The organism is Roseococcus sp. SYP-B2431 (assembly GCF_004336745.1).
Taxonomy (GTDB): Bacteria; Pseudomonadota; Alphaproteobacteria; order Acetobacterales; family Acetobacteraceae; genus Roseococcus.
This window is the reverse complement of sequence record NZ_SJXD01000028.1, coordinates 123,751-136,959: the sequence shown is the minus strand read 5'-3', so window position 1 is coordinate 136,959 and position 13,209 is coordinate 123,751. Positions and strand designations below refer to the sequence as shown.

The following is a 13,209-nucleotide window of genomic DNA, read 5'->3' as shown; positions in this document are numbered from 1 at the left end:
CGGCGGAAAGACCGGTCCCGCCGGAGGCTCAGTCCACCAGCTCCACCCGCCCCGTGGCGAGGTCGTAGACCCCGCCCACCACGCGCAGCTCGCCACGCTCCACCATGCCGGCCAGGATCGGCTGGGCGGTGCGCAGCATGTCCACGTGGTACTTCACATTGGCGATCATCGCCCGCTGGTTGAGATCCTCGCCCGGCTCGGCCAGGACGGGACGGATGCCCGGGGCCATGGCGTCCACGAGATGGCCGATATGGCCCGGATAGGTCTCGCCGGTCAGCAGGGACCGCACCGTCGCGTCCACCGCGCCGCACTGCGTGTGGCCCAGCACCATGATGAGCTTCACGCCCAGCATGGCCGCGCTGAACTCCAGGCTGCCCAGGCCCTTCTCGGTCACGAAGTTCCCGGCGACGCGCACGATGAAGAGGTCGCCCGGCCCACGGTCGAAGACCATTTCCGCCAGGACGCGCGAATCCGAGCAGCCGATGATGGAGGCGAAGGGCGCCTGGCCCAGCGCCCGGCTCGGCCGCCCGGCCGAGTAGTCGCGCTCCATGGGCTCGTCCGCCACATAGCGGGCATTGCCCTCCATGAGCAGGCGCAGCGCCTCGTCTGGCGTGTCGGCGGCCGAGCGCGGGGGCGCGGCCCCGGCCCGGGAGATGGCCGGCCCGCGGCCCTCGTCATGGGGCGCGGCGGCCGCGCGGCGCCAGCGGCCCGCCTTCGCGCAGATCGCACACATCCTAAGCTCCTCGGAATCGAAAGATCATTCCGAACGCATTCCAACCCCGGATGTGTGACAGCGCGTCGGCGGACCGCCGTCAATCCTCGATCCCGATCGGAAAGGCCGGCGGCCCCGCGCGGGCGTTATTTCCGCGGGGGCACCGGCTGGCCTTCGCAATTGGCCAGGCTCGAATCCACATGGCCCCAGCGCGGGGCCGAGGCGGTCCAGATGAAGCCCTCCGGCCGTCCCAGCTCCGGATCGTCCAGCGCGCCGGCACGGACGACCATCACATCGGTCCGGGCGGAGGATTCGCTGAAGAGGGGCGTGCCGCATTTCGGGCAGAAGCTGCGGCGCATGGCGTTGCCGCTGTCGGCCGTGCTGTCGTAGCCCGCGACCTCGCCCGTGCAGGCGAAGCCCGCCTTGCGGAAGATCACGTTGACCGAGGCATTGCCGGCCGAGAGGTACTGGCAGTCCCGGCACCAGCAGGCGCGGCGGGCGATCGGCTCCTCCGGGAAGCTGAACCGCACGGCGCCGCAGAGGCAGCCGCCGGCCACGGGCGCGGCCACCCCCTCAATCCTCCACGCTGGCGCGGCGCGCCAGGATCTCGCGCTTGCCCACATGGTTGGCGGGGCTGACGATCCCCTCCTTCTCCATCTGCTCGATGAGCTTGGCCGCGCGGTTGTAGCCGATGTTCAGGTGCCGCTGGATGAAGCTGGTGCTGGCCTTGCCCTCCCGAGTCACCACGTCCACCGCCTGGTCGAAGAGCGACTTGTCGGCATCCGAGGCGGCGGCGATGCCCGAAAGGCCCGATTCGCCCTCCTCGTCGACCTCGGTGACCTCCTCGACATAGTCGGGCTCGCCCTGCTCGCGCAGCCAGTTGGTGATGTCCTCGACCTCGCTGTCCTTCACGAAGGGGCCGTGGACGCGGGTCATGCGGCCGCCGCCGGGCAGGAAGAGCATGTCGCCCTGGCCCAGCAGCTGCTCCGCGCCCTGCTCGCCCAGGATGGTGCGGCTGTCGATCTTGGACGTGACCTGGAAGGAGATGCGCGTCGGGAAGTTGGCCTTGATGGTGCCGGTGATGACGTCCACCGAGGGCCGCTGCGTCGCCATGATGACGTGGATGCCGGCGGCGCGCGCCATCTGCGCCAGGCGCTGCACCGCGGCCTCGATCTCCTTGCCGGCGACGATCATGAGGTCCGCCATCTCGTCGATGACGACCACGATCATGGGCAGCTTCTGCAGCGAGAGGGACTGGTCCTCGAAGACCGGCTTGTTCGTCTCCGGGTCGAAGCCGGTCTGCACGCGGCGCGTCAGCATCTCGCCGCGGGCCAGCGCCGCCGAGACCTTCTCGTTGTAGCCGGCGATGTTGCGCACGCCGATCTGGCTCATGGCGCGGTAGCGGCGCTCCATCTCGCGCACGGTCCATTTCAGCGCCCCGATGGCCTTCGGGGGCTCGGTGACCACGGGCGCCAGCAGATGCGGGATGCGGTCGTAGACCGACAGCTCCAGCATCTTCGGGTCGATCATGATGAAGCGGCATTCCGAGGGGCTGTGCTTGTAGAGCAGCGAGAGAATCATGGTGTTGATCCCCACCGACTTGCCCGAGCCCGTGGTGCCCGCGATCAGCAGATGCGGCATGCGCGCGAGGTCGGCGATGATCGGCGCGCCGCCGATGTCCTTGCCGAGGATGAGCGGCAGGGCGCTGGTGTTGCGCTGATATTCGTCCGAGGCCAGCATCTCGCGCAGATAGACCGTCTCGCGCTTCACGTTGGGCATCTCGATGCCCATGACGCTGCGGCCCGGCACGGTGGCGATGCGCACGGCGACGACGCTCATGCTGCGCGCGATGTCGTCGGCCAGGCCGATGACGCGCGAGGACTTGGTGCCCGGCGCCGGCTCCAGCTCGTAGAGCGTCACGACCGGGCCCGGCCGGATCTCGGTGATGGCGCCGTTCACGCCGTAGTCGTTCAGCACCTGCTCCAGCATGCGGGCATTGGCCTGCAGCGCCTCGGCGCTCGGGCCTCCCGCGACGCGGGGCGGGGTGGGCGCCAGCAGGTCGAGCGAGGGCGTGCGCCAGCCCTCCACCGGCAGGTCGAGCGAGGGCTGCTCGGGCACGGGCGGCTTGGCCTTGGCGGGCGTGGCGACGCGGGGCTGGCTGCGCGGCGCCGGGCGCAGCTCCGGTTCGCGCTTCAGCGGCGGGCGCGCCGGCTCGGCCGCGACGCGGTCGGCCTCCTGGAGCACGTCCATGAGGTCGGCGGCGGGCTCGATCCGGCGGCGGGCCATGAGGTTCTTCGTGCCGCGGCCCATCCAGAGGAAGGGGCGCAGCAGGTGGTGCCGCCTGCGCGCGCCGAACTCGGCGGCGCTGCCCACGCCGCGCGAGGCGGCCACGGCCGAGACGCGCGCGGCCCGGCGCCACTCGCCCGGCGAGAAGCCGAAGGCGATATAGACCAGCACGGCCGTCACCCCGCCGGTGATGAGCTGCGTGGACAGCCGGCCGAGCGGCCCGAAGGCGCCTTCCAGCCCGTTGAGCAGGGCCTCGGCGACCAGCGGCCCGGCCGCGCCGCCGTCGGCGCCGGGCACCAGCGCCAGCAGGGCGGCGAGGAGCGGCGTCGCCAGCAGGAGCGCCGCGATGCGCGCCGGCAGCAGGCTCACGCCGCGATGGGTCGCCATGCGCAGGGCCCAGCCGAGCAGCACGATCCCGGGCAGGTAGGCGGCCCAGCCGCAGGCCTGGCACAGGATGTCCGCGACGACGGCGCCGAAGGGCCCGGCCAGGTTGGTGGCGTGGTTGGCTGTCGCGGTGGAGAGCGAGGGGTCGGCCGGGTTGTAGGTGGCAATGGCGACGAGCAGCGCCAGGCCCAGGAAGCCGAGCAGCAGCCCGCCCATCTCGTTCGCGCGCCGCCGGATCGCCGCCTTGACGGCGGGCGAGGCAAGACGCCCCAGCCCGGCGGCGGAGTCGGAAGGCTCGGCTAGTTCACGCGCCATGTCGGCCAGACCTCAGGGGGGAGGGAGAGCAGCCGGGGGGTGCCGCAGGATAGCAGGGCGCGAAGGGCTTCGCCACCTCGCGATCCGGCCGGCTACAGCCCCTCGAAGAGGTCCGTCGAGAGATACCGCTCGGCGAAGGAGGCGGCGATGCCGACGATCAGCCGGCCCTCCATCCCCGGCTGCCGCGCGATCCGCATCATCGCGGCCAGCACCGCCCCGGTGGAGATGCCGACCGGCACCCCGTCGAGCTTCGCCACGGCGCGGGCGGCGGCGAAGGCGTCGCGCTCGGCCACCCGCTCCACGCCGTCGAGGCTCTCGAGCTCCAGCACGCCGGGCCGGAAGCCCGCGCCGATGCCCTGGATGAGGTGCGGCCCCGGCTCGTCGCCATTCAGCACGGCCGATTCAGCCGGCTCCACGCCGATCACCCGCAGCCCCGGCTTGCGCGGCTTCAGCGCGCGGGCCACGCCGGTCAGCGTGCCGCCCGTGCCGATGCCGCCGACCACCACATCGGCCTCGCCGGCGGTGTCGCGCCAGATCTCCTCGGCCGTGGTGCGGGCGTGGATGTCCGGGTTCGCGGGATTGTCGAACTGCCGGGCGATCCAGGCGCCGGGCGTGGCGGCCAGGATCTCCTCGGCGCGGGCGATGGCGGCGGCCATGCCCTTCTTGCCGGGCGTGAGCTCCAGCTCCGCGCCGAGCAGCTTCAGCATCCTGCGGCGCTCGATCGAGGCGGCGTCGGGCATGACGACGATCAGCCGGTAGCCCTTGGCCGCCGCCACCAGCGCCAGCGCGATGCCGGTATTGCCCGAGGTCGGCTCGATGATGGTGGAGCGGCCGGGCGCGATGATGCCGGCGGCCTCCGCGGCCTCGACCATCGAGAGGCCGATGCGGTCCTTCACCGAGCCGCCCGGGTTGAAGAACTCCAGCTTGAGCGCCAGGCGCGCGGGCAGCTTCTCTTCCGCCATGAGGCGGGGCAGCAGCACCACCGGCGTATGGCCGATGGTGGAGAGGATGCTGGCATGCAGGCCCTGGCCCGCCCCAGGAGCATCGGAGGGTGATTCGGCGTCCATCCCTTTCCGGTAGCACGAAAATCGCGATCCGTTGCGAGAGGTGGCTTGGAATTTCACGCCGGACCCGCCAGATTTCACGCGAAACGGCGGGAGATTTTCCATCATGCTGCTCCGGCGGGACCGCGCTTTGCTCGCGCTCGACATCGCGCTCGATATCGCCTTCCACGCGGGGCGCGGCAGCGAGGTGACGGGCGCGGCCGACATCGCCGAGCGGCTGAACGCCGCGCGGCGCGGGATCGAGCCGCTGCTCCAGGCGCTGGTGCGCTCGGGCCTGCTGGACAGCGTGCGCGGGCCGCGCGGCGGCTACCGCATGGCCCGCGCCCCGCGCGAGGTGAGGCTGGCCGAGATCGTCGCGGCCGTGACCGAGGACGAGACGGCGGAGGCCCCGCCCGGCAAGCTCGCCACGCTGGTGACGGCGCCGCTCTGGAACGAGCTGGACGGGGCGGTGGAGAAGAAGCTGCAATCCATCACGCTCGAGGAACTGCTGAAGCGTGCCGCCGCCGCCGGGCTGCGCCGCCCGGTCTCGGAGCCGCTGCACTTCGTGATCTGACGATGTCCTGGGCGCGCAGCATGCGAGGGGCCTGATGCCCAGGATCACCGAATCCTCCCTGCGCAACGCGGCCCTCGCGCATCTCGCGCGCTTCGCCGCGACCGAGGCCGGGCTGCGCCGCGTGCTCGGCAACCGCATCCGCCGCTGGGCGCGCGATGCCGAGGCGGCCGGGCAGGACGCGGAGTCCGTCGCCGCCGAGGTCGCCGCCGCGAATGCCCGCGCCGCCGTCATCGCGGCGCGGCTGGTCCAGGCCGGCGCGGTGGACGATGCCGGCTTTGCCAAGGCCCGGGCGCGGCGGCTGCTGGGCAGCGGTCGCTCGGCGCGGGCCACGCTGGCGCATCTCGCGGCCAAGGGCGTGGCCGGCGAGACGGCCCGCGCCGCCCTCGGCCAGGAGGACGTGCCGGACGAGCTGACCGCCGCCGTGATCCTCTGCCGTAAGCGCCGCATGGGTGCCTTCGCGGCGGGCGAGCCCGATCCGGCGATCCGCCGGAAGTGGCTGGCGAGCCTGGCGCGGGCGGGCTTCGACGGCGAGGTGGCGCGGCGCGCCCTGCGGCTCGCCCGCGCCGAGGCCGAGGACGTGCTGGCGGCGCGGCCATGAGCGGATCTCGGGTCGTCTTCACGCGCAAGGGCGTGATGCGGGGCGTGCGGATCGCCCTGCCCATGATCCCGGCGGTGCTGCCCTTTGGCCTCATCATCGGCGTCATCTCCGACGCGCAGGGCCTCTCGTTCCTGGAAACCGTCCTCATGTCCGCCGCGGTCTTCGCCGGCACGAGCCAGCTGGTGGCGCTGCAGGTCTGGGCCGACCCGGCGCCGGTTTTCGCCGCCACGCTGGCCTGCTTCATCATCAACCTGCGCCTGGCTCCCATGGGCGCGGCGCTGGCGCCCTGGCTCGACAAGCTGCGCGGCTGGAAGCTCTGGGGCACGCTGGCGACGCTGGTGGACAACAGCTTCGCCATTGCCATCGCGGACCAGCGGGCGGGTGGGCGCGACGCGGGGCTGCTGCTCGGCGTCGGGCTGACCTTCTGGGGATTCTGGGTCTTCTTCTGCGCCGCCGGCTATGCCTTCGCGGGCATGATCGCGCTGCCGCCGGGCCATCCGATCTTCTTCGCGAGCCTCGCCACCCTCATCGCGCTGATGGTGCCGCTCTGGCGCGGGCGGCTGGAGATCCTGCCCTGGGGCGTCGCCGCCGTGGCGGCGCTGGCGGTGTCGCAGGGGCTGGGGCTCGGGCAGCCCTGGCCGGTGCTGGCCGGCGCGATCCTGGGCGGCGCGGCCGGCGCCTGGCGGGACATGCGGCGCCCCTCCTGAACGGAAAGGGCCGGGCGGGTTGCCCCGCCGGCCCTTCCGGCCATCCGTGGTGGCCGCAGCCTCAGTTGCTGCTGTCGACCACGATCTGCGCCGGATTCCGCGCGACGGACGGAGCCTGCGTGCGGAAGACCTGCCGCGTCTCGTAGTGCACCGAGTCCGGGCCGCCGCTCACGAAGGCGTCGGCGCTGCCCACGATATTGGGCGTCGGCGCGTCGTAGGCGACATGGGGGTTGTTGCCCTCGCCGACGAAATGCGGGTTCGACTGCGCCAGGGCCAGCGTGGAAAGGCCGGAGAAGGCGGTCGCGAGGAGGAGATTGCGGATCATGACGATTGTTCCCGTTTCAAACGCGGCGGTCGGGTTTGGCCGTCTCGTGTAGATACACATATGGCCGTCAGGGGCATTCCGCCAACGCAGGGAAGGAAACCCCGCCATGCCCTCCGAGGGCGGCTCTCAGCCTTGCGGAACGTCGATCGCGAGCCACCCGCCCGCATCCATCCGCGCAACGTCGCCGGGCAGCAGCAGCACGGTCGTGGTCGCGGATTCGATGATGGCCGGGCCGGCGATCGCCTGTTCCGCCGCGAGCGCGTCGAAGGCGAAGACCGGCAGCTCCGTCCAGCCCGTCTCCAGCAGGGCGCGGCGCGTGCCGAGCGGATCGGCCGGGCCTGGCGCGCCGGCGGGCCTGACCGGCAGCGCCGGCAGCAGGCCGGAGGCGGCCGCGCGCGCGGTGACGAGCACCACCTCCTCCTCGGGCAGGTCGTAGGTGAAGAGGGCGCGGTGGCGGGCGTGGAAGGCCGCGCGCAGGCCCGCGCGGTCGGGTGTCACGCCGTCCAGGTTCACGGTGATCTCGAAGACCTGCTCGCCATAGCGCAGGTCGGCGGCGCGATGGGCTGCGACCTCGCCCTGGAACCATTGCGCGAGCTGGGTGCGGGCCTCGGACTCCAGCCCTTCGAAGAGAGCGGCCAGCGAGGCGTCGCCCGGCATGGCCTCGGCGCTGACGACGCTGCGGGCGATCTCGTGGCGCAGCTCGGTCTGCAGCATGCCCCAGGCGGAAAGCCCGGCGGCGAAGAGCGGAACGGCGATGCGCGCCATGCCGAGATCGCGCGCCACGGCGCTCGCATGCAGGCCCGCCGCGCCGCCGAAGGCGAGCAGCGTGGCGCCGCGCGGATCGACGCCGCGCCGGACGGTGGCCACGCGCACGCCATCGGCCATGCGCGCATTCACCAGGCGATAGATGCCGAGCGCGGTCGCCTCGGGCGTGATGCCCAGCTTTGCTGCCAGCGTCGCCATGGCGCGCTCGGTCGCGGCCACGTCGAGCAGGCGCGTGCCGCCGAGGAAGCGCGTGGCGTCGAGATAGCCGAGCGCGAGATTCGCATCCGTCACGGTCGGCTCGGTGCCGCCGTTTCCGTAGCAGGCCGGGCCCGGCCGCGCGCCGGCGGATTGCGGGCCGACTTCCAGCGTGCCGCCGCTGCCCAGATGCGCGATGGAGCCGCCGCCGGCACCCAGCGTGATGATGTCCAGGCTGTCCAGCGCGATGCGCTCGCCGCCGACCTCGCGTCCACGGCCCAGCGTCGCCGCGCCGTCCTGGATGAGCGCGATGTCGGTGGAGGTGCCGCCCATGTCGAGCGTGACGAGTTGCTCGCCCATTCCCCGCCGCGACAGCGCGAGCGCCGCCGAAACGCCGCCCGCCGGGCCGGACAGCGCGGTGCCGACGGCGAGGCGCGCGGCCTCGTGGATGGGCGCCATGCCGCCATGCGAGAGGATGACGAAGACGGGCTGGGTGTAGCCCGCCTCGCGCAGGCGGGATTCGAGCCGTGTCAGGTAGCGCGAGACGACGGGGCCGACATAGGCGTTCACCGCCGTCGTGGAGAAGCGCTCGAATTCCTTGATCTGCGGCAGCACATCGGCCGAGCAGGTGACGAAGACGCCCGGCAGCGCGGCGCGCACGGCCTCGGCGGCGGCGTGCTCGTGCTTCGGCGCGGCCCAGGAGTGGAGGAAGCAGATCGCGACCGATTCCACCTGCTGCGCGCGCAGCGTCGCGATGGCGGCTTCCAGGCTCGCGGCGTCCAGCGGGATCTCCACGCTGCCATCGGGACGCAGGCGCTCGCGCACCGGCAGGCGAAGCTGGCGCGGCACCAAGGCAGGCGGCTGCGGCAGGCGCAGGTCGTAGCGCGCGGGCTTCAGCCCCTCGCGCATGGCGGTGACGTCGCGATGGCCCTCGGTGGTGAGCATGGCCGTGCGCGCGCCGCGCCGCTCCAGCAGCGCATTGGTGGCGACGGTGGTGCCGTGGACGATGCGGGTCGTCGTCTCCAGCAGCTCGGTCAGGGTGAGGCCGATGGCGGCGGCCAGGTTGGCCAACCCGTCGAGCACGCCCTCGCTCTGGTCGTGGGGGGTGCTGGCGGCCTTGGCCAGATATTCCCGGCCCTCGGCATCCACGCCGACCACGTCGGTGAAGGTGCCGCCGACATCGACGCCGATGGTGTAGCGCATGTCAGGCCTCCCCCCGATCGCTTCGGGCCACTTCGCCCTTAGCGTGAATCGGCGGGTCGGAAAGCCCTTCTTCGGTATCGCGCGCGATGAGGGCGGGATCGCGCTTCGCCGGATCGCCCCAGCCGCCGCCGCCAGCGGAGCGGACGTGGATCACCTCGCCGGATTCGATGCCGATGCCGACCTCCTTGGTGCGCAGCACGCGCTCGCTGCCGTCGGCCTTGCGGAGCGCATAGCGGTGCGGCGCGGAATCCCGTCCGCCTGCGATGCCGGCGCTGCCGTGGAAGGCGCCGTCGCCGGCGGTATTGCCGCGCGAGGGGCCGTCGCTTTCCACGACCAGCTCGAGCTCGGCGCCGTGGCCGCCGCGATACTGGCCGGCGCCCGCCGTGCCGCCCAGGAACTCGTGCTTGCGGAAATGCAGCGGGAAGCGCGCCTCGGCCATCTCGACGCTGCCGAATTTCAGCCCGCCGGCCGAGTGCCACTCGCCCGCCGTGGACCAGCCGTCGCCCTTCGCGTGCCCGCCGCCGCCCGGCCGCGCGTGGAAGAGGTGCCACACGAACTTGCGGTCCGGCCGGCGCGCATCCTTGCCCGTGATGGCGATGCGGAAGCGCCTTCCCCAGCCGCCCACGGCGCGTTCGGGGCAGCAATTCTCCATGGCGCGCATGATGGCTTCCACGATCTCGTTGCTGCAATGGCTGGTGCAGAGCGTGACGGCCGCGCCCTCGCGCGCCCAGACGATGCTGCCTTCGCGCGCGATGACGCGCAGCGCGCGGAAAGCGCCCTCGTTCTTCGCCACCTCGGGGTCGAGCAGATAGGCGAAGGCCATGCAGACGGCTGAGAACATGTTCGGATAGGAGGAGTTCACGATGCCCAGAACCTGGTCGTCGCTCTCCGACAGATCGACCGTCAGCGTGCCGCCCTGCTTGGTGCAGCTGGCGCGGATGGCGATGTTCCTCGCGTCGTGCCCGTCGTCGTCGAGGAAGGCTTCGCCATGCCATTTGCCGTCGGGCCAGGATTCGACGATGCGCTTCGTATGCGCATGGGCGAGATCCAGGATGGCGTCCACGGCGGCCATCAGGCTTCCGCCGCCATGCTGGCCGAGCAGCGCGGAAAGGCGATTCGCGCCGAGCTTGGCGGCGCCCAGCATGGCCGCGAGGTCGCCCCGGAAGTCGCGGTTGATGCGCGTGTTGAGCGCGAGCATCGCGACGAGATCGGGCCGCATGGAAAAATTCTCGCCGAGCCGGATGGGCGGGATGCGCAGCCCTTCCTGCCAGATCTCGGTGGCGCCGGGATTGTAGCCGCCATGGGTATTGCCGCCGATGTCGGATTGGTGCGCGCGCACGACGCTGTAGAAGCGCACCCGCCGCGGATGATCCGGGGGCGCAGCCCGAGGGTCTGAATTCGCCAGCGGCGGAGCGTCGAAGACAGGGAGCACGATCGTCAGATCGGGCAGGTGGCTGCCGCCGTGATAGGGATCGTTCAGGAGAAACACGTCGCCGGGCTTCATGTCCTCGCCGAAGGCGTCCACCACGGCCTTGGCCGCGAAGGGCATGGCGCCGACATGCACGGGGATGTGGTCCGCCTGCGCCACCAGCCGGCAGGCGCCGTCGGTCACGGCGATGGAGAAGTCGCGGCTGGAGTTCAGGATCTGGCTATAGGCCGTCCGGAGCAGCCCCTCGCCCATCTCCTCCACGATGGCGGTGAAGCGCGCGGAAAGCACGGCAAGCGTCACGGGATCCATCAGACCGGCATCTCCATCTTGGCGTGATGGGGAGCGTGGCGCATCCTCGCCCGAACAGAAAGGGGAGGGTGCTGCAAGATGAGCCTCAAAGTTCTCGCCGAAGGGCTGCGTTTTCCGGAAGGGCCGGTGGCGCTGCCGGACGGCTCCATCGCGCTGGTGGAGATCGAGAAGCAGGTCATCTCGCGCGTCGCGCCGGATGGGAGCTACAGCATCGTCGCGAAGACGGGCGGCGGGCCGAACGGGCTGGCGGCCGGTCCGGACAACACGCTCATCCTCTGCAACAACGGCGGCTTCGCCTGGCACGAGGAGCCGGAAATCCTGCGGCCGCACGGCGTGGCGGAAGATTATACGAACGGGCGGATCGAGGTGATCGACATCGCCACCGGCACGGTGCGGACGCTCTACGACCGCTGCGGCGAGGTGATGCTGAAGGGGCCGAACGACCTGCAGCTCGACGGCAAGGGCGGCTTCTGGTTCAGCGACCTGGGCAAGGTCCGCGCCCGCGACCGCGACCATGGCGGCGTCTACTGGGCGGCGCTGGACGGCAGCCGGATCGTGGAGGCGGCCTTTCCCGTCTTCGGCGGCGCGAACGGCATCGGCATCAGCCCGGACGGCGAGAAGCTCTACGTGGCCGAGACCGAGACGGGGCGGCTCTGGGCCTTCGACATCCTCGGGCCAGGGCAATTGCGGAAATGCCCCTGGCCGAGCACCAATGGCGGCGTGCTGCTGTGCCAGTTCCCCGAGTTCCGGCGGCTGGACAGCCTGGCGGTCACGGATGCCGGGAACATCGTGGTGGCGACGCTGATCTCGGGCGAGATCACGACGGTGACGCCGGCGGGCAAGATCATCGACGTGGTGAAGATGCCCGAGCGCATGCCGACGAACATCTGCTTCGGCGGGCCGGACCGGCGGACGGCCTATATCACCCTGTCGAACACCGGGAAGCTGGTCAGCATGAAGTGGCGGGAGGCGGGGCTACGCCTCCCGCATTGCTGAGGCTCAGCCCTCCAGCGCGGCCACGCCCGGCAGCGTCTTGCCCTCGAGCCATTCGAGGAAGGCGCCGCCGGCGGAGCTGACATAGCTCATCCGCTCCGAGACGCCCGCATGGCGCAGCGCGGAGACGGTGTCGCCGCCGCCGCCCACCGAGCGCAGCTGCCCGGCCTCGGTGAGGCGCGCGACCTTCTTCGCCACCGCGACGGTCGCCGCATCGAAGGGCGCGATCTCGAAGGCGCCGAAGGGACCGTTCCAGACCAGCGTCTTCGCGGCCGAAAGGCGCTGCAACACGTCCGCGACGGTGGCGGGGCCGACATCGAGCGCCATCATCTCGGCCGGCACGCCGTCGAGGCCCACGACCTTGTTGGGCGAATGCGCGGCAAAGCCCTCGGCGACCACGAGGTCGAGCGGGAGGACGATCTCGCAGCCGTTCTTCCTGGCCGCGGCGAGGATCTCGCGCGCGGTGCCGTGCATCTCGGCCTCCTGCAGCGACTTGCCGACCGCATGGCCCTGCGCGGCGAGGAAGGTGTTGGCCATGGCGCCGCCGATGACCAGCACGTCGACCTTGGAGGAGAGATTGCCCAGCAGGTCCAGCTTGGTGGAGACCTTGGCGCCGCCGACGATGGCGACGACGGGCCGCTGCGGGTTGCCGAGCGCGGCATCCAGCGCCTCCAGCTCCTGCTGCATTAGCCGGCCGGCATAGCTGGGGAGCAGCTTCGCCACGCCCTCGGTGGAGGCATGAGCGCGATGCGCGGCGGAGAAGGCGTCGTTGACGAAGACGTCGGCCAGCTTCGCAAAGCCCTGAGCCAGAGCCGGGTCGTTCTTCTCCTCGCCCGCGTGGTAGCGCGTGTTCTCGAGGAGCAGGACCTCGCCGTCCTTCAGCGCGTTCGCGGCGGCCTCGGCTTCGGCGCCGATGCAGTCGTCCACGAAGCCGACGGGCTTGCCGAGCGTCCTGGCGAGCGCCTCCTGCATGGGCTTGAGCGACATCTCGGGGACGCGCTTGCCCTTGGGGCGGTCGAAATGGGAGCAGACGATGACGCGGGCGCCCTTGGAGGCGAGCTCGGCGATGGTAGGGCAGAGGCGCTCGATGCGCGTCATGTCCGTGATCTTGCCGTCCTTGACGGGCAGGTTCAGGTCGGCGCGCAGCAGGACGCGCTTTCCGCGCGGATCGAGGTCATCGAGGGTGCGGAAAGCGGGCATAGGAGTCTCCAGCAAGGACGACGGATCAGACGCAGGACTCGCCCTCGGAGAATCCGGCCGCAAGGCGGCCGGCGCGCCCAAACCATCAGCGCCGCCGGGCGCGCCTCAAGCGGCGCGAAGCCAAGGCCGCGGATGCGGCCGCCCGGCGTCTGAGGGCATCAAAAAACTAAA

At 71.6% G+C, this 13,209-nt stretch carries 12 protein-coding genes; 4 read left to right on the top strand and 8 right to left on the bottom strand.

Going from position 1 to position 13,209, the window contains the following annotated elements:
* Positions 1-28: 28 nt before the first annotated feature.
* From EJV46_RS18965 to cysK, 4 genes are all read right to left on the bottom strand, one after another.
* Positions 29-733 carry a carbonic anhydrase gene (locus EJV46_RS18965; protein WP_131550278.1) on the bottom strand — a complete coding sequence of 235 codons (705 nt, stop codon included), beginning with the start codon at positions 731-733 and terminating at the stop codon, positions 29-31.
* A gap of 125 nt (positions 734-858) precedes the next feature.
* A complete protein-coding gene (locus tag EJV46_RS18960; RefSeq protein ID WP_206020877.1) occupies positions 859-1,281 on the bottom strand; it encodes a GFA family protein in 423 nt (140 codons plus the stop codon).
* Between the two features lie 4 nt (positions 1,282-1,285).
* Complete coding sequence (locus tag EJV46_RS18955) at positions 1,286-3,697, bottom strand: DNA translocase FtsK 4TM domain-containing protein (RefSeq protein WP_206020876.1); 2,412 nt, start codon at positions 3,695-3,697, stop codon at positions 1,286-1,288.
* Positions 3,698-3,789: 92 nt separating this feature from the next.
* Positions 3,790-4,764, bottom strand: coding sequence for a cysteine synthase A (cysK, locus tag EJV46_RS18950; RefSeq protein WP_131550276.1), 975 nt, complete (start codon positions 4,762-4,764; stop codon positions 3,790-3,792).
* Positions 4,765-4,867: 103 nt separating this feature from the next.
* Between cysK and EJV46_RS18945 the strand changes: the two genes are divergently transcribed.
* From EJV46_RS18945 to EJV46_RS18935, 3 genes are read left to right on the top strand one after another with little or no spacing between them, the layout of a single operon-like run.
* A complete protein-coding gene (locus EJV46_RS18945; protein WP_131550275.1) occupies positions 4,868-5,314 on the top strand; it encodes an Rrf2 family transcriptional regulator in 447 nt (148 codons plus the stop codon).
* A 34-nt stretch (positions 5,315-5,348) separates the two neighbouring features.
* Complete coding sequence (locus EJV46_RS18940; protein WP_131550274.1) at positions 5,349-5,912, top strand: regulatory protein RecX; 564 nt, start codon at positions 5,349-5,351, stop codon at positions 5,910-5,912.
* Complete coding sequence (locus tag EJV46_RS18935) at positions 5,909-6,619, top strand: AzlC family ABC transporter permease (protein WP_131550272.1); 711 nt, start codon at positions 5,909-5,911, stop codon at positions 6,617-6,619. The genes EJV46_RS18940 and EJV46_RS18935 overlap by 4 nt, the downstream gene beginning before the upstream one ends.
* A 61-nt stretch (positions 6,620-6,680) precedes the next feature.
* Here the strand turns inward: EJV46_RS18935 and EJV46_RS18930 are convergent, their stop codons facing one another.
* The 3 genes from EJV46_RS18930 to EJV46_RS18920 all read right to left on the bottom strand — a co-directional run bounded on the left by EJV46_RS18930 (position 6,681) and on the right by EJV46_RS18920 (position 10,845).
* A complete protein-coding gene (locus EJV46_RS18930) occupies positions 6,681-6,944 on the bottom strand; it encodes a hypothetical protein (protein WP_131550271.1) in 264 nt (87 codons plus the stop codon).
* Positions 6,945-7,070: 126 nt separating this feature from the next.
* The gene (locus EJV46_RS18925; RefSeq protein ID WP_131550270.1) at positions 7,071-9,107 is read right to left on the bottom strand and encodes a hydantoinase/oxoprolinase family protein; all 2,037 of its coding nucleotides are present in this window, start codon (positions 9,105-9,107) and stop codon (positions 7,071-7,073) included.
* A 1-nt stretch (position 9,108) separates the two neighbouring features.
* Entirely contained in the window at positions 9,109-10,845 is a 1,737-nt protein-coding gene (locus tag EJV46_RS18920) for a hydantoinase B/oxoprolinase family protein (protein ID WP_131550269.1), read from the bottom strand.
* A gap of 78 nt (positions 10,846-10,923) precedes the next feature.
* Between EJV46_RS18920 and EJV46_RS18915 the strand changes: the two genes are divergently transcribed.
* Complete coding sequence (locus EJV46_RS18915; RefSeq protein WP_131550268.1) at positions 10,924-11,841, top strand: SMP-30/gluconolactonase/LRE family protein; 918 nt, start codon at positions 10,924-10,926, stop codon at positions 11,839-11,841.
* 3 nt (positions 11,842-11,844) lie between these two features.
* On the opposite strand, the gene EJV46_RS18910 is transcribed toward EJV46_RS18915, so the two are convergent.
* Positions 11,845-13,038 (bottom strand): phosphoglycerate kinase, encoded by a 1,194-nt coding sequence (locus EJV46_RS18910; RefSeq protein WP_131550267.1) that lies wholly within the window; start codon positions 13,036-13,038, stop codon positions 11,845-11,847.
* Between the last annotated feature and the right edge of the window lie 171 nt (positions 13,039-13,209).